Genomic DNA, 15,517 nt, shown 5'->3' on the forward strand with positions numbered 1-15,517 from the left:
TAATAATAAGGGGCAAGGGAGTGCAAAGCAAAGCGGATTTTCGACAGTGGCAGGTACTTGGGGTTTATAACTGTCTTCGGATTGTGTGTATCCTGCTGTTTATATTGTTGGCTGTTTATCTGAAGTCCAGGCTCGAATACAGCTTATTCCTGTATTTGAGCACACTGGCGTTATATCTGATCTTTGCTCTTTGTTTTTTTCATTTACATCATCAGAAAAAGGTTGCATTCAAAACCCAGGTGCTGATCGGGGGGATTATTGATATTGTGATGCTATCCCTGCTTATCAACGCATTTAGCAAAATCGGCAGTAGCCTGGGAATTCTGCTTAATGTCAATGTCGCTATGTTGAGCATGATGGTTCCAGGCCGTCTGGCGGTATTTTTCGCTGCCATTGCAAGCACAACTTTACTCGGTATTCACATTCTTGAGTATGTTTTTCTTGACAGCAGTACCACTGATATATTCAATAGCGGGGTACATGGAGCCGGGTTATTTGCCACGGCGCTAACAGCCTGGTATCTAGCTCATCGTGTGCAGTTAACTGAAGCCATTGCCCAGAATCGCGGCAGAAAACTTGAAAATATTCAGCAAATTAATGAATATATTGTCGAACGCCTGCACTCAGGAATCATCTACATTAATGAAAACTCCGAGATAGAATTAATCAATACGGCGGCAAGAATGTTCTTTAATAAAAATAAACAGGACCAATTATTAGTCTTGCCAGAAATTTCTACTGAACTGTATGATAAGACCATGTTTTTTTCAGAGCAGCTAAGGACTGGGAAAAAAACCTGGGAAACCATGTTGGAAGAGCCGCCTTTAAAAGCCAATTTTCTAGCAGTTAATTGTAATCCTAAAACAGCCATTTTAATTTTTTTGGAAGATCTGTCGCTGATTACTCAACAGGCACAGCAACTGAAGCTCGCCTCTCTCGGGAGACTTTCTGCCAGTATTGCTCACGAGTTACGAAACCCGCTTGGGGCAATTTCTCATGCGGTTCAGTTAATGGGGGAGGGGGATAGTCTTAATAAAGATGATAGTCGTTTAAAACAATTAATTATGAACAATTGCAATCGCATGAATCAGGCCATAAAAAATGTGCTGCAAATGTCGAGAGGTGAGCCGTCAAAACCTCAGTCATTTGATTTAAAGAAATTTTTAGAAGAGTTTCGCAATGATTTTATGGCATCTCATCCCTGTTTAATCAACTTAATTTTAGCGCCAGGTGCTGTAATCTACTTTGATAAAAGCCAATTGGAGCAAATACTTATTATCCTTTGTGATAACTCAATTAAACACGGGAAAGAAAAATCAGGCCAGGTGAACATTGTAATCCAGGTGATTATCAACGCGGGTCACACAGAGATGATTATTGCCGATACCGGAGCAGGTATTCCATTGTCATTAAAGCATGAGGTGTTTGAGCCTTTTTTTAGTACCACAAGAACCGGCTTGGGAATGGGGCTTTATTTGGCCAGGGACCTTTGCGAAATGAACAATGCCAGATTAACGCTTTCACACGCGGAAAAAGGGGCGATATTTATAATTACAATGAATCAAACAACAGGCCAGCATGATGAATAAAACAACAATTCTTATAATAGATGATGAACCCGATATTCGCGAACTGTTGAGCCTCACTCTGAATCGAATGCAATTATCCTGCGATACAGCCGGAAGTTATGAGGAGGCAATCACGCGCATTAAACAGCATGATTATTCTCTGATTCTTTCAGATATGCGGCTTCCAGACGGAGAGGGTATTGAAATTGTCCATTTTGTTCAGCAACACAAACCGCATATTCCTATTGCTGTCATAACAGCTTATGGAAATGTGGAGGGGGCTGTCAACACATTGAAAGCCGGTGCGTTTGACTATATTTCCAAACCAATTAATCTGCAGATGTTAAAAGATTTGGTCAAAACTGCGCTTAGTATTCACAAAGAGAGCGCCAACTTTCCTCGAGATCAGATTATTGGTGAAAGTGACTCCATTGAAGAGTTACGGCAAAATATTAACAAATTGGCTCGCAGCCAGGCTCCTGTATTTATTTTGGGAGAATCGGGCGTCGGGAAGGAATTAGTCGCTCAGTTGATTCATCATCAGGGACCAAGGGCTGAAAAACCGTTTATTGCAGTGAACTGTGGGGCTATTCCTGCTGAACTGATGGAGTCCGAATTTTTTGGGCATAGAAAAGGAAGCTTTACGGGTGCGATTGCTGATAAAACCGGCTTGTTTGTCGCCGCCAATGGCGGAACTCTCTTTTTGGATGAAATCGCCGAGTTACCTTTGCCAATGCAGGTCAAATTATTACGCGCGATACAGGAAAAAGCCATTAAACCGATTGGCGATTACAATGAAGTATCAGTCGATGTCCGTATTCTAAGTGCAAGCCATAAGAGCCTTCATGATGAAATTCAAGCTGGGCGGTTTCGCCAGGATCTTTATTATCGGGTGAATGTTATCGAATTAAGAGTGCCGCCTTTACGAGAGCGGTTGGATGATATTCCTTTGCTAGCCAGTCACATTTTAAAGAAAATTGCCCTTGTCCATAAGCAACGGCCTATTGCGATAAGTAAAACGGCAATTGCGGCATTACAAACCTATCAATTTCCGGGAAATGTCAGAGAGCTTGAGAACATTCTTGAGCGAGCCATGGCTTTGTGCGAAGGCGATACCATTCATGTGAGCGATTTAAATCTGCCGCAGGCTGAACTTCCTCCAGTTAAAAAGGAAACCCCGGACAGCTATCAGGATTTAGACAATACATTGCACGAACAACAAAAAGAAATGATATTGAAGGCACTGGAAAAAACCAAATGGAACCGCACCGCTGCTGCGAAACTGTTGGGGATTAGTTTCAGAACATTACGTTATCGCCTGAAAAAACTGGGCCTGGATTAGTGGTGACCAGATACCAGGCTACTCGCTTAAAATGAATCTTCTCTATAGTCCTCTCGCCCCTCAGGGGAGAGAGTTAGAGAGAGGGGATTTTATCGGGTAACAGGTTTTCATGCTGCCCAAGTTACAAAACCCGGTTGTGGCAATGCGCCAACCAGGCTACTCGCTAAATTCAATCTGAGAGCATAAATTTGATCTCATCGATCATTGCATTGGTTCTTGCCAGTAAATATTTGTCATTGGCTGCCATTGTTTTAACTAATTGTAATTTCCGTAAGGCATCGCGCTGACGTCCCTGTAAAAGCTGACACTGAGATTCAGTAAAATAGGCATAGGCTTTTTTTCCGGAGGCAGACTGAGCCTGTGCCAGCTCCTCACAAAGCGGTAAGTCTCTTTTAAAAATTCTTGAACCTTTAAGTAAAATGCCAGTAGCCCGATTAGCATCGCCGGCGGCAATTAATCCCTGGGCATGCGCCATCATGGCAGCATAATTATCCGGGTAATTTCCCTGAAGCTCTTCGAGGCGTTTTAAGGCGGCAGCGTATTGCTTATTGCCTGTTTCAGCCCGAGCCATCGCAATCTGATAAAAAAGATTATCTTTGTCATTAACCAGCAAACTTTGGAGGCGAGATTCTGCCTGCTGGTATTGATTCAGGTTAAGCAGGGCGAGTACATAGCCGTACTGACAGGCGGTTGCCGAATTGTGCCGGTTACATTCTTTTTGATAGTAATCCATTAACTGACGATTATCTTTTGCAACCGACGTGCGGATAAGCTCCTTAAATAAACGATAATCGAGATTGTCCGGGTATTGCTTTTTGGCCGAATGGGGAATCCGGTTTTCCGCCTCAGCAATCCTGTCTTCATCCAGAGGATGGGTGCGTAAAATAGCAGGTACATTGGCAGTATAATAATAGCGCGAGCTTTCCTGCATTTTTTTGAAAAAATCAGCCATGCTTTGAGGGTTAAATCCTGCACGTATCAGCATATCGATTCCAATACGGTCTGCTTCTTTTTCATTGGCCCGTGTGAAATTTATATTATCTTGCGCAAAACCAGTCAGTGAAGCCATCATGGCGCCGCTGCCCAGTGTAGGATTTACAACGCCCAGAGCTGCTGCAGCCAATAAGCTTGCCAGCATGGGGATACGCATTTGCTTTTCATGTTCAATAAGGCGATATAAATGGTGCAGGCGGACGTGAGCGATTTCATGGGCCATCACCGCGGCAAGTTCGCTCTCACTTCTGGTGGAGAGAATCAGCTGTGTGTTGACGCCAATATACCCTCCAGGACCTGCAAAGGCGTTGATCTCGTTCGATTTGACAATAAAGAAATAGGGGGTTGGAATTTTCGCAAATTTTGCCAGTCGTTTGCCGATATGATTAATATACTGACTGGCCAATGGATTTCGCTCAATACTTTCAGACTGATTTATCTGCTGGACGAATTCTTTCTCAAGCTCCTCCAGCTCCTGGGTTGAATAAGGAGTGAGTGGAGATGAGGAATGAATAGAAGGCGACAATAGCCCGACTGTTAATAGCATCAGACACCGGGAAACTAGGCGTAAGCATTTGCCTGATTTTCCATTCATAAAGGATTTCTCGCTGTTAGAGGTCATCGTTTCAGTTTATACCTGATTACAGTTTATAGGTACCCTGCGTTGAATTTACAGTATACTGTTATTCACAGACTACTAAAAAATAGAAGATCTTGATATCATGTCTAATTTTAACTCGTTGATTTAATCATGCACAATCAATTTATGCTCGCCGCACTTGAACAAGCGTGGATCGGGCGCGGAAGTTGCGCACCCAACCCCAGTGTTGGTGCAATTGTTGTGCTGAATGGTGAAGTTTTGGCGTCCGACTATCACCGAGGCGCAGGGTCATTTCATGCTGAGCGCTCGGTGCTGGAGCAAGTGGCCGAACAAGCCCGCGGCGCGAGTCTTTATGTCAGCCTGGAGCCTTGCAATCATTGGGGGCGCACACCTCCCTGTGTGGATATCATTATTTCTGCTGGTATCAGCAAAGTGATCTATGGTTATAAAGATCCTAACCCTCTGGTTGCCGCCAATAACAGCACGCAAATATTGCAGGAAAAGGGAATCGAGGTCATCTACTGGCCAATGCCTGAAATCGAGCAATTTTATCAGAGTTATGCCTTTTGGACACGGACAGGGCGTCCCTGGGTTACTGCTAAAATCGCACATACCCTAGACGGTAAAATAGCCGGCGAGGAGGGCGCTCGAGTTCAGTTATCCAATGAGGAGTGTTCTCGTTTTACTCATTTTAATCGCTTGCATACGGATGTGATCTTGACTTCCGCAATGACTGTTATAAAGGATGATCCATTATTCAACGCTCGCATGCCTGATTTTGAGAAAAAAAAGAAAATTGCCATTCTTGATACGAGACTAAGCATTCCCGATGATGCGAAAATTTTTTCCTCAGCCGAGCATTGCCATATTTTTCATGATGAAAGCCATTCCCCGCTTCATTTGAATCCGAATTGCAGCTATTATCCTTCTCCCATGATCAATGGGCACATCGATCTCACTTATGTACTCGAGCAATTAGGGCTTTGGGGCTTTCATGATGTTTGGCTGGAGGCTGGCGGTAAATTATTTTCAACATTTCACGAACAAAAATTACCACAGCGCAGCTATCTTTATATTGTACCCGGTTTTCTTGGCCAGCTGGCAACTTCTGCATATCATGGCGATAATTTCTTTCAATCGCGTAAATATTCAATTGACTGGCAAATCGCGGGGGACAATGTAATAGCGTGCATAGACTGGCAGGAGGAATAATGTTTACCGGATTAATTCAATGCTTGGGTGAGGTCAGATCCAATACAGACAATAATCAGGCAAAACGCCTGGTGTTAACTTTACCCGAGCTCGAGAGTGATTTTCAAGCAGGAGAAAGTATTGCCGTCAATGGCGTATGCCTGACCTTACTGCCTGAACATGGACAACAGTATTCATTTGATATATCTGCGGAGACCCTTGCTTCGAGTACTTTAGGTACTCTTTCAGAGGGCGATAAAGTGAATATCGAGCGGGCAATGCTGCCAAGCACAAGATTTGGCGGTCATTATGTCAGCGGTCACATTGACGCGATGGCAACGCTTACTTCAATTAAACCGATTGGTGAGTGTCTGGAACTAACTGTTGAGGAATTTACTATTCCTGCCAGAGCATTCCTGTTGCCCAAGGGAAGTATCGCTTTAAACGGAGTCAGCCTGACTATAAACAAGGTAGAAAACGAGCGCATTAGTTTAATGCTGGTTCCTCATACGGTTGCTCATACCACATTCCCTTATATGTCAGCAGGGCAACGTTTAAATATTGAGTTTGATTATATAACACGTGTAATGGCTCATCAGCTTTCATCATTGCTGCAATTGAAAAGAGAGGTAACCGAATGACGACATTTGCCACTATTGAAAAGGCAATAGAAACATTAAAAGCCGGGCGAATGATCATTCTTATGGATGATGAAGATCGGGAAAATGAAGGAGATTTGGTTTTAGCCGCCGAGCATGTAACTCCGGAAGCAATCAATTTCATGGCTAAATTGGGCCGCGGCCTGATTTGCCTGCCAATGGCTGCTTCCTTGATAGAACGATTGGGATTGCCGATGATGGCAAGTAAAAACCGCTCTCCCTATGGAACCGCATTTACCGTTTCTATCGAGGCAGCGCAAGGTGTATCTACGGGTATTTCTGCGAAAGACCGTGCCCACACTATTCGAGAAGCGGTTAAGCCAGATGCCAGACCTGAGGATATTATTTCACCTGGCCACATTTTCCCTTTGCGTGCCAGAGAGGGTGGCGTTTTGGAGAGACCGGGCCAGACGGAAGGCAGTGTTGATCTGGCTAAAATGGCAGGCCTTGTCCCTGCTGCGGTGATTTGTGAAATAATCAATGATGATGGTTCAATGAGCCGTCTTGCCGCACTTGAAGAGTTTTCACTAAGCCATGATATACCACTGGTAACGATACGCGATTTAATTGATTATCGAATACAGCATGAAACACTGGCAGTTCCTGCGGCATCCTCAATAATTCCAACGCAGGAGTATGGGGATTTTGAAATGACCGTATTTGATAATCAGATCGATGGTCTTGAACATTTTACCCTGTTAAAAAAGCCGGCAACAGGGAATAAGCTGCCACTAGTACGCATTCATTCAGAATGTCTTACTGGGGATGTGTTTGGTTCATGCCGTTGTGACTGCGGAGGACAACTGAACCAGTCTCTGGCCCAGCTGTCACAGGAAGGTGGTTTGCTGATTTATTTAAGACAAGAGGGCAGAGGAATTGGTCTTAAAAATAAATTAAAAGCCTATGCTTTGCAGGATAAAGGACTGGATACCGTCGAAGCCAATTTAAATCTGGGATTTGCTGCTGATAGTCGTGACTATGCGATGGCCTATCAGATTCTTAAGCATTTTGGTATAGATTCGTTAAGACTGCTTACCAATAATCCGGAGAAAGTAATTGCTTTGGAAAAATACGGTATTAAGGTAACGGAGCGGGTCCCCTTGCTGATTCCGCCTGTTGCGGCCAACAGAAATTATCTGAAAGTCAAGAAGCAGAAACTGGGGCATTTGTTGTCCATTGAATAGATGAAACTTAACGCTCTGTCTGACAGAGCGTTCCAAACGCTTAACTTTCCTGATTGCTTCAATAAAAATGTGTCATTTATGGACGTTTTTTGTTAAAATTAAATCCCGTTCATATGCAAAATATTTTAATTCGCTCTATCAAGAGTAAGAGCATCGTAACGGGGTCATTATGACAAAATATATTTTTATTACCGGTGGAGTCGTTTCCTCCCTGGGTAAAGGCATTGCTGCAGCTTCTCTTGCGGCTATTCTCGAAGCACGCGGACTCAAAGTCACGCTTATCAAACTTGATCCCTACATTAACGTTGATCCTGGCACAATGAGTCCTTTTCAGCATGGAGAGGTTTTTGTCACTGAAGATGGTGCAGAAACCGATTTGGATTTGGGACATTATGAGCGTTTTGTTCGTACCACAATGACCAAGCGTAATAATTTCACCTCTGGAAAAATTTATGAAACGGTCATAAAAAAAGAGCGGCGGGGGGATTATTTAGGGGGGACAGTTCAGGTAATCCCCCACATCACCAATGAAATCAAACATTGTATTAAAGCCGGTGCTGATCAGTTCGATATTGCATTAATTGAGATTGGCGGTACAGTGGGCGATATCGAATCATTGCCGTTCCTTGAAGCAATTCGACAAATGCGTATTGAAGTCGGTGCCCAACATTCGTTATACATCCACCTGACACTGGTGCCTTATATCCCTACTTCCGGTGAGACAAAAACCAAGCCCACTCAGCATTCAGTTAAAGAGCTGCGCTCAATTGGTATCCAGCCAGATATTTTAATTTGCCGCTCGGAAAAAGCCCTGTCGCAGGCAGATCGATCCAAAATTGCCTTATTTACCAATGTTGAAACTGAAGGCGTTATTTCTTTAGAAGACGCCAAGAGCATTTATCAGATTCCAATGATTCTTCATGCTCAGGGGCTGGATGAAATTGTGGTTAAAAAGCTGGGCTTAAATCCTCCTGCGGCTGATTTGCATGAGTGGAAAGCTGTCGTCGACAAACAGTCCGCCCCTACCAGTAAAGTTAAAATTGCCATGGTAGGGAAATATACCGAGCTGAATGATGCCTATAAGTCCATTAATGAAGCACTTTGTCATGCTGGAATTCATAGTCAGACCAAGGTTGAAATTGTTTATATCGATGCAGAATCGATTGAAAATCAAGGCGTACAAGCATTAGGCGATATAGACGCTGTTCTTGTTCCTGGCGGCTTTGGATTGCGAGGCATTGAAGGAAAAATTGAAACTATTCGCCATGTTCGTGAAAATAATATTCCTTATTTAGGAATTTGCCTGGGCATGCAAACAGCGGTTATTGAGTATGCACGTCATGTGGCTCATTTGGATAATGCCAATTCAACCGAGTTTAATCCGTCTACTCCTTATCCGGTTATTGGACTAATTAGTGAATGGATGGATGAAGACGGCAGCCTTAATCTTCGCAACGAACATACCGATCTTGGGGGGACAATGCGCCTTGGAGCTCAATCCTGTAGATTACAACCGGATTCGCTTGCCAGCAAAATATATGGGAAAAATGAGATCGTTGAGCGCCACAGACATCGTTATGAGGTCAATAATCATTTCATTGAACACCTGACCGATGCAGGCTTGCGCATTTCAGGCCGTTCGGCTGATGGAATGCTGGTTGAAATGATAGAATTACCTGACCATCCCTGGTTTGTAGCCTGCCAGTTTCATCCGGAATTCACTTCAACTCCACGTGATGGGCATCCGCTATTCAAAGACTTTGTTCTGGCAGCCAGAAGCTATTCTCAAAAAAAGGATAAGTTATGAAACTTTGTGGTTTTGAAGCAGGATTAAATGCTCCCTTATTTCTAATTGCAGGCCCTTGCGTTATTGAAAGTGAATCGCTTGCTCTGGAAACTGCGGGTTATTTAAAAGAGATTTGCAGCCAGCTCCGTTTGCCGTTTATTTATAAATCTTCTTTTGATAAAGCCAATCGATCTTCTTTGAGCAGCTACAGAGGGCCAGGATTTGAAAAGGGGCTTATGATTCTTGAAAAGGTAAAAAAAGAGGTTGGAGTACCCATACTCACTGATGTCCATGAAGATACGCCTTTACTTGAAGTGGCCAGCGTTGTTGATGTGCTGCAAACGCCTGCATTTCTTTGCCGTCAGACCAACTTCATTCAAAAAGTAGCTGCAATGAATAAGCCGGTTAATATAAAAAAAGGGCAATTTCTGGCGCCTTGGGAAATGAAGCATGTGGTAACCAAGGCTCAGGCTTGTGGTAATGAGCAGATCATGGTTTGCGAGCGCGGTGCTACTTTTGGTTATAATAATCTGGTATCTGATATGCGCTCTTTGCAAATCATGCGGGAAACCAATTGTCCTGTTGTATTTGATGCAACGCATTCTGTACAGCTTCCAGGCGGTAATAATGGCAGTTCGGGAGGGCAAAGAGAGTTTGTTCCAGTTTTGGCGCGTGCGGCAGTAGCTGCAGGGATCTCGGGAATTTTTATGGAAACTCATCCCCATCCTGATCAGGCGTTAAGCGATGGCCCCAATAGCTGGCCGCTGGATCAAATGAAACCTTTACTGGAATGCTTGATTGAGCTTGACAGTGTGGTAAAAAGCAGACCTTTGATTTAATTCGCTAAAATTCAGGATCCTGGTCATGGCTCACTGCCATAATTAATGGCCGGCCTTAAGATATTTACCTGCGTCCCTCGGCCGAGGGACGTAGGGTGGGTTTAAAGCTTTTTAACGTAACGGCAGTGAGGTCATGGACACTCGATAACTGACAACGATTCGATTACACTTAATAATACCTGTTAAATTTCATGGATGAGAAAGCATGCTCCTTCTAACCGTTCGTTTCGACCTGTATAAACAATGAGTAATCTGGATACCAGACATTTTGCTATCGTTGTTAACGAAAAGGCGCGAAATGCACAGAAAATCAATAGCTATTTATCGCGCTTGTCGGAGGAAGGATTCCAGTATCAGTATTTTTCGGTAGCGCCAGAGTCTCTCGAGGGCACTATTAAACTCTGTCAGCAGAAATATGAGTTAATTCTAATCGGAGGTGGCGATGGAACGCTTCGCAGTGCTGCCCAGTTGCTAGTCAATTCGACTACCACAATGGGCGTATTGGCCTTAGGGACTTTGAATCATTTTGCCAGAGAGTTAGAGTTGACAACAACGATTGATGAGCTCATTAGTGCTCTTCACTCTCCTGTTGTTAAAAAAATTGATATTGCTCAGGTCAATGACCATGTATTTATAAATAATTCTTCCATCGGATTTTATCCGCGCTTTGCAAAAAAACGAGACTCCTATGCTAAACGGATTAATAAATGGCTGGGCTATATACCCAGTTTTATACACGCTCTGCGCACTCATAAAACATACAGCATCAGGCTTAACGGTGAAGAAATGGATCTTCGCCTTAGGTCATCATTTATTATGATTAGTAATAATTGTTATAGCTGGGAGTTTCCCGTTAAATTCGTTCGTGAAAGCTTCAATGAACATAAGCTGGGACTTTATTATTTAAAGCATGGAAGAATAGAGATTACCAAGATTTTCGATGTATTGATGGGAAACAATAATCATTTTGAAGCAACCTGCAGCAGTTATCCTTTAGAAATCAATATTGAAAAATATAAAGAAATCAGTGTATCTCTGGATGGTGATGCTCATAAAATGAGTTTGCCATTAAAATATCAATTATTACCCGACTCACTAAACTTGCTGGTTAGCTCATGAAAATTATTCACATATCCGATTTACATTTTGGATTACATCGACAGGAAATAATACATGGTTTTTTGATAGAAGCGGCTGCCATCCAGCCAGAAATTATTATAATTTCCGGGGATTTGACTCATCGCGCCCGCTCTGAACAATTCCGTGATCTGAAAGCTTTCATTTCCCGTCTGCCAGGCAAGATTTTGATTGTTCCAGGAAATCACGATGTTCCTGCATTTGATTTAATTCAGCGTTTTCTTACCCCGTTCGATAAATACCGGCATTTTATTTCAAATTCGATGGAAGTGAGCTATGAAAATGAAAGCGTGCGCATTCTGGGACTCAATAGCGTTAATCCTTACAGTATAAAAGATGGTAAGCTTTCTTCGGATAGTTTAAAGAAAATCGAAACTTATTTTAGTGAGGCCGCAAATAAGTTGAATATTCTTTTTTTTCATCACAACTTTCAGCATTTTGAGGGCTTGCACAGGCCATTAAGCAACACAAGCGAGTTTATTAAGTCACTTAAAAAATCTGCTGTTCATCTGATTTGCACCGGACATCTGCATTATGCGAATGTCAGCTTTCTCGAAAAAAATGACCAGGAGTCGTTCGCTTTGCTGCATGCTGGGTCTTTGTCATGCCAACGAACCTGCGATGATCGAAACAGTTTTTATCTGATAGAGATAGAGTCAGGAGAATGCACTATCGAGCTGAGAGCTTATGAGCCAAATCGATTCAATCGAAAGGAAATCCATTACTATCGTTTCTGAGAGGGTAATGGCTTTCCTTAATGTCAGGACTTTCGTCTGAATTCCATCAAAGTAAACACACTGGAAGTTGGATAGCTGCTCACAAATTCAAAGCCTGCTGGTTCAATGCATTGTTGCCACTCAGCCAGTGAGCGTTGTCTGCCATCCAATAATACCATCATCACGATATCCATCGTTTTGTTAGGATGCGGCAGGTTATTAACTGGCATCACCTGCTCTGCAATCAGTAACCTGGAAGAGTGCGGCATGCGCTGATAACAATTAGTGAGAATGGTTTTCATCATTTCGTCATTAAAATCATGAAGAACCCCTTTATATAAATAGGCATCTACCAAGGGGATTTCGGCAAAAAAATCCCCGGCCTGTAATTGTATCTCTGAAGGAAAGTCAGAGTTTGACAGCTGATCAATAACTGACGGAGTATCAAATACGGTAATGGATAGTTCTGGATAATGCTTATGAATGGCCTTTGCCATTCCACCGCGTCCGCCTCCCATGTCAGCCATAGACTGAAACTGGCCAAAGTTGTAGCATTTCGCAATGGGCTCATCATCGTAGGTCGAGAGTTTTGCCATCCCTCTATCGAAATTTGCCTGCTTTTCAGCATGATTGCTGAGAAAAGTAAAAAACTCTTCGCCATGTTTATGTTCAAATGCTGATTTACCATTTTTTATACTGTGATCAAGCATTGAAAAAGCATCCCACCAGTTATCATCAACCATTCGCAAGACATCCCGCACAGAATGAGGATCATCATCGCGAAGCGGTTTTGATAGCTCCGTCAAGGCATAGGCGTCAGGTGCCTGATATTCAAATAAGCCATAGGAGCTTAAAAACTGCATAAGTCTTCCTAGAAGTTCGGGATCTGTGCCGCTCTTTGCTGCAATTTCTTTAACACTGACGGGTGTTTCCGTCATGCAATTTGCAATTCCAAGCGAAGCAATGGCATGAATGGCTCTTGAGACGACATACCAGCGAGACATTGTAGCTAATCGAACGTGAGGTGCTTCATTTTGTGTTTGCATTGCAAGTCCTTGGCAAAAATATCCTGTTATTTGTTCAATATAGCCCAGATACCTGCTTCTTCTCAATCGTCGGAATAGAAATCAGCATAATGAGGGCTAAATTTCGTTTTTGCAGTTTAAACCGGATGCTGTTTAATTTAAACTAGGGTAATTATTTCAATCTATCAGAGTGTTGTGAGGCTGACCAAACTAAATTCCGAACTGCTCGGCGAGCCGGTGAAACTAATCGCAATCCTTCTGTTTACGATTTTCCTGGGCTTATTCCTGACTGAAATGTACTCTCTTGCGATAAATTCTCAGGAGCAGAGTTCTGCTGAATTAAATATTGAGAGGGTCAAACCTGGAACGAGCCAGGAAGAGCTGAATAAAAAGTCCCCTATTTTTAAGGCAGCATTGTTTGGAGTTTATGTTCCTGTTAATTTATCAGGGCAAGATATTAAAGAATCAATGCTTGATCTTGAGATAGTAGGAATCATGTATTCGCCGGAAAAAAACGCCTCACAGGTATTGATACGTTCTGCGGGAGGTCAGGAGCGACTTTATGTCATTGGGGATAGCTTACCGGGTGGCGCAACGATTAAATCAATCAATGAGCAGGATATCGTTGTTTTGCATAATGGTGCTTTAGAGAGCATCAAGTTACCTAAAAACCAGCTCCATTTTGATGGGCCGGTCAAGCCGCTTTTTAAGGATTAGCCAGTATGCGATTAGTTTCAAAATTAATCATTCTCTTAATTTGTTGTTTTTTACAGACGGCCTGTTTCAGAGCTGTAAATTTCGATGAAGGGATTGCCTGCTTTCGCGCCGAGAATTACAGGAAAGCCTTTATTCACCTCTTGCCTGCCGCTGAAGGCGGTCAGCCCGATGCGCAATATGCAGTGGGTTATATGTATTATTATGGCAGAGGTGTTGTTGAAGACAGAGAGAAAGCCTGGCAATGGATCAACAGGGCAGCCGCAGCGGGACAAGCGGACGCACGACAAGCGCTTGTAATTTTGGATACTCATCATAAAATGGTTCGGTGATACAGTCTAAACGTAGATCGGGCGCTTTCGCCCGACATTCGATTATTTCATTCAAAATAACTCTACGTACCCCGACTTGTTCGGGGTATCCAGTAATGCTTGGAAAAAGATTTGTGTTTAGATTTGTGTTTATCAGCCGATTTGATCTGGATACCCCGAACAAGTCGGGGTACGTAAGCAGAGGGGTAGTACCGCAAGCAAGTCGGGGTACGTAATAAGTAGAGGGGTAGTACCGCAAGCAAGTCATGGTACGTAGGCAGAGGGGGTAGTACCGCAAGCAAGCCGCGGTACGAAGTTAGCTAAATCATTCCGGTTTTTGTAATGATTCAATCACAGCACCCAGGAAGCGGGTGGCTTCTCCACCAGTTACCGCCCGGTGATCAAAACTTAGAGAAAGAGGCAGTAATCGGTGTGATTTTACTTGCCCATTTGTGGCAACTGCTCCGCTGTACAAACGACCTACGGCTAAAATAGCAACCATTGGTGGAACAATAATCGGGCTCGCGAATTTACCCGCAAATTTTCCAAAGTTTGACAGGGTGATCGTTGCTCCTTTTAGCTTATCTGCGGGAACAGCTCGTTCACGGACTGATTTTTTAAATTCATCGATGATGGTTCTTAGCTCCTGAGCAGATTTTCTATCTGCGTCATGAATAACTGGCACAAACAATCCATCTTCTGTATCCATTGCCAGACCCAAATGAACACTTTCAAAACATTTACGAGCAGAATGTTCAGTGTTAAACCAGGCATTGAGGGCAGGCTCTTTTTTTGCCCCATCGGCTATTGCACGAATGAGACGAGCAGTAATATCCTGATTGGGCTGCCAGGCTTCAATATCGGCCTCATCAAAGATGCTGACCGGTACGATAACCTGATGAGATTGAACCATGCTGTTTAACATCGCACGTCGTACACCACGTAAAGGTTCAAATCCTTCGGGTAAAGTTGATTTAGGGCTTGCTGCGCGTTCCACATCGTCACGTGTTATCATCCCATGCTGACCTGTGCCAGCAAGGGTGCACAGATCCACGCCCAGTTTTTTAGCTAAAACGCGCACTGCAGGAGTCGCTTTAGGGCGTTTAATATCCGATGCAGAGGGACTGATTGAGCCGATGGTAAAATTATCTTCACTGACATCATGGCTCTCTTCGAGATTGCCCACCACGGTGCCCTTGTCAGTTCTCGCTGCGGTTGTCTCAGCAAATGCAACTAAAGGAGTGCCGGTTTTCAACACATCGCCAGGTTTACCAAATAATTTAACAATGGTACCGTCCTGAGGACAGGGGACATCTACTACTGCTTTCGCAGTTTCCATTGACACCAGCGGTTGATCCAGTTTGACCTGGTCGCCTTCCTTTACAAACCACTCATGAATTTCAGCATCAGGCAGACCTTCACCCAAATCAGGTAGATTAAAAATATTCATA

General features: G+C 43.4%; 14 protein-coding genes. 11 read left to right on the forward strand and 3 right to left on the reverse strand.

Features of this window, described 5'->3' with window-relative positions; translation table 11 throughout:
* Positions 1-20 precede the first annotated feature (20 nt).
* Together DYH61_RS06615 and DYH61_RS06620 are read left to right on the forward strand one after the other, a co-directional pair.
* Positions 21-1,589, forward strand: a complete 1,569-nt coding sequence (locus DYH61_RS06615; protein ID WP_058506584.1) for an ATP-binding protein — start codon at positions 21-23, stop codon at positions 1,587-1,589.
* Entirely contained in the window at positions 1,582-2,910 is a 1,329-nt protein-coding gene (locus DYH61_RS06620) for a sigma-54-dependent transcriptional regulator (protein ID WP_058506583.1), read from the forward strand. Before DYH61_RS06615 ends, DYH61_RS06620 begins: the two co-directional genes overlap by 8 nt.
* A gap of 169 nt (positions 2,911-3,079) precedes the next feature.
* Here DYH61_RS06620 and DYH61_RS06625 read toward each other — a convergent pair whose 3' ends face one another.
* The gene (locus DYH61_RS06625; RefSeq protein WP_162263988.1) at positions 3,080-4,450 is read right to left on the reverse strand and encodes a beta-barrel assembly-enhancing protease; all 1,371 of its coding nucleotides are present in this window, start codon (positions 4,448-4,450) and stop codon (positions 3,080-3,082) included.
* A gap of 204 nt (positions 4,451-4,654) precedes the next feature.
* Here DYH61_RS06625 and ribD point away from each other — a divergent pair, with 204 nt between their 5' ends.
* From ribD to DYH61_RS06660, 7 genes are all read left to right on the forward strand, one after another.
* Positions 4,655-5,716: a bifunctional diaminohydroxyphosphoribosylaminopyrimidine deaminase/5-amino-6-(5-phosphoribosylamino)uracil reductase RibD gene (ribD, locus tag DYH61_RS06630; RefSeq protein WP_058506581.1), complete on the forward strand. Its 1,062-nt coding sequence runs from the start codon at positions 4,655-4,657 to the stop codon at positions 5,714-5,716.
* Complete coding sequence (locus DYH61_RS06635; protein ID WP_058506580.1) at positions 5,716-6,336, forward strand: riboflavin synthase; 621 nt, start codon at positions 5,716-5,718, stop codon at positions 6,334-6,336. Before ribD ends, DYH61_RS06635 begins: the two co-directional genes overlap by 1 nt.
* Positions 6,333-7,538, forward strand: coding sequence for a 3,4-dihydroxy-2-butanone-4-phosphate synthase (gene ribB / locus DYH61_RS06640; RefSeq protein WP_058506579.1), 1,206 nt, complete (start codon positions 6,333-6,335; stop codon positions 7,536-7,538). Before DYH61_RS06635 ends, ribB begins: the two co-directional genes overlap by 4 nt.
* A 169-nt stretch (positions 7,539-7,707) precedes the next feature.
* The gene (locus DYH61_RS06645; protein ID WP_058506578.1) at positions 7,708-9,345 is read left to right on the forward strand and encodes a CTP synthase; all 1,638 of its coding nucleotides are present in this window, start codon (positions 7,708-7,710) and stop codon (positions 9,343-9,345) included.
* On the forward strand, positions 9,342-10,163 hold the full coding sequence (gene kdsA, locus DYH61_RS06650) for a 3-deoxy-8-phosphooctulonate synthase (RefSeq protein WP_058506577.1): 822 nt from the start codon (positions 9,342-9,344) through the stop codon (positions 10,161-10,163). Before DYH61_RS06645 ends, kdsA begins: the two co-directional genes overlap by 4 nt.
* A gap of 243 nt (positions 10,164-10,406) precedes the next feature.
* Entirely contained in the window at positions 10,407-11,282 is an 876-nt protein-coding gene (locus DYH61_RS06655) for a diacylglycerol/lipid kinase family protein (RefSeq protein ID WP_058506576.1), read from the forward strand.
* Positions 11,279-12,037 carry a metallophosphoesterase family protein gene (locus DYH61_RS06660; RefSeq protein ID WP_058506575.1) on the forward strand — a complete coding sequence of 253 codons (759 nt, stop codon included), beginning with the start codon at positions 11,279-11,281 and terminating at the stop codon, positions 12,035-12,037. Before DYH61_RS06655 ends, DYH61_RS06660 begins: the two co-directional genes overlap by 4 nt.
* Before the next feature lie 23 nt (positions 12,038-12,060).
* On the opposite strand, the gene DYH61_RS06665 is transcribed toward DYH61_RS06660, so the two are convergent.
* A complete protein-coding gene (locus tag DYH61_RS06665; protein ID WP_058506574.1) occupies positions 12,061-13,062 on the reverse strand; it encodes a methyltransferase in 1,002 nt (333 codons plus the stop codon).
* Positions 13,063-13,278: 216 nt separating this feature from the next.
* On the opposite strand from DYH61_RS06665, the gene DYH61_RS06670 reads away from it, so the two are divergent.
* Together DYH61_RS06670 and DYH61_RS06675 are read left to right on the forward strand one after the other, a co-directional pair.
* Positions 13,279-13,758: a type II secretion system protein N gene (locus DYH61_RS06670; RefSeq protein ID WP_147287498.1), complete on the forward strand. Its 480-nt coding sequence runs from the start codon at positions 13,279-13,281 to the stop codon at positions 13,756-13,758.
* A 5-nt stretch (positions 13,759-13,763) separates the two neighbouring features.
* Positions 13,764-14,087 carry an SEL1-like repeat protein gene (locus DYH61_RS06675; protein ID WP_058506572.1) on the forward strand — a complete coding sequence of 108 codons (324 nt, stop codon included), beginning with the start codon at positions 13,764-13,766 and terminating at the stop codon, positions 14,085-14,087.
* A 304-nt stretch (positions 14,088-14,391) separates the two neighbouring features.
* Here the strand turns inward: DYH61_RS06675 and DYH61_RS06680 are convergent, their stop codons facing one another.
* Positions 14,392-15,516 carry a dihydrolipoamide acetyltransferase family protein gene (locus DYH61_RS06680; RefSeq protein ID WP_058506571.1) on the reverse strand — a complete coding sequence of 375 codons (1,125 nt, stop codon included), beginning with the start codon at positions 15,514-15,516 and terminating at the stop codon, positions 14,392-14,394.
* Position 15,517 lies beyond the last annotated feature (1 nt).

The sequence above is a fragment of the Legionella quinlivanii genome, from assembly GCF_900461555.1.
GTDB classification, from domain to species: domain Bacteria; phylum Pseudomonadota; class Gammaproteobacteria; order Legionellales; family Legionellaceae; genus Legionella_C; species Legionella_C quinlivanii.

Coding starts and splice junctions, on each gene's coding strand:
- DYH61_RS06620 (WP_058506583.1), top strand. CDS start 1,582: ATGAATAAAACAACAATTCTTATAATAGATGATGAACCCGATATTCGC.
- DYH61_RS06625 (WP_162263988.1), bottom strand. CDS start 4,450: ATGCTATTAACAGTCGGGCTATTGTCGCCTTCTATTCATTCCTCATCT.
- ribD (WP_058506581.1), top strand. CDS start 4,655: ATGCACAATCAATTTATGCTCGCCGCACTTGAACAAGCGTGGATCGGG.
- DYH61_RS06635 (WP_058506580.1), top strand. CDS start 5,716: ATGTTTACCGGATTAATTCAATGCTTGGGTGAGGTCAGATCCAATACA.
- ribB (WP_058506579.1), top strand. CDS start 6,333: ATGACGACATTTGCCACTATTGAAAAGGCAATAGAAACATTAAAAGCC.
- DYH61_RS06645 (WP_058506578.1), top strand. CDS start 7,708: ATGACAAAATATATTTTTATTACCGGTGGAGTCGTTTCCTCCCTGGGT.
- kdsA (WP_058506577.1), top strand. CDS start 9,342: ATGAAACTTTGTGGTTTTGAAGCAGGATTAAATGCTCCCTTATTTCTA.
- DYH61_RS06655 (WP_058506576.1), top strand. CDS start 10,407: ATGAGTAATCTGGATACCAGACATTTTGCTATCGTTGTTAACGAAAAG.
- DYH61_RS06660 (WP_058506575.1), top strand. CDS start 11,279: ATGAAAATTATTCACATATCCGATTTACATTTTGGATTACATCGACAG.
- DYH61_RS06665 (WP_058506574.1), bottom strand. CDS start 13,062: ATGCAAACACAAAATGAAGCACCTCACGTTCGATTAGCTACAATGTCT.
- DYH61_RS06675 (WP_058506572.1), top strand. CDS start 13,764: ATGCGATTAGTTTCAAAATTAATCATTCTCTTAATTTGTTGTTTTTTA.
- DYH61_RS06680 (WP_058506571.1), bottom strand. CDS start 15,516: ATGAATATTTTTAATCTACCTGATTTGGGTGAAGGTCTGCCTGATGCT.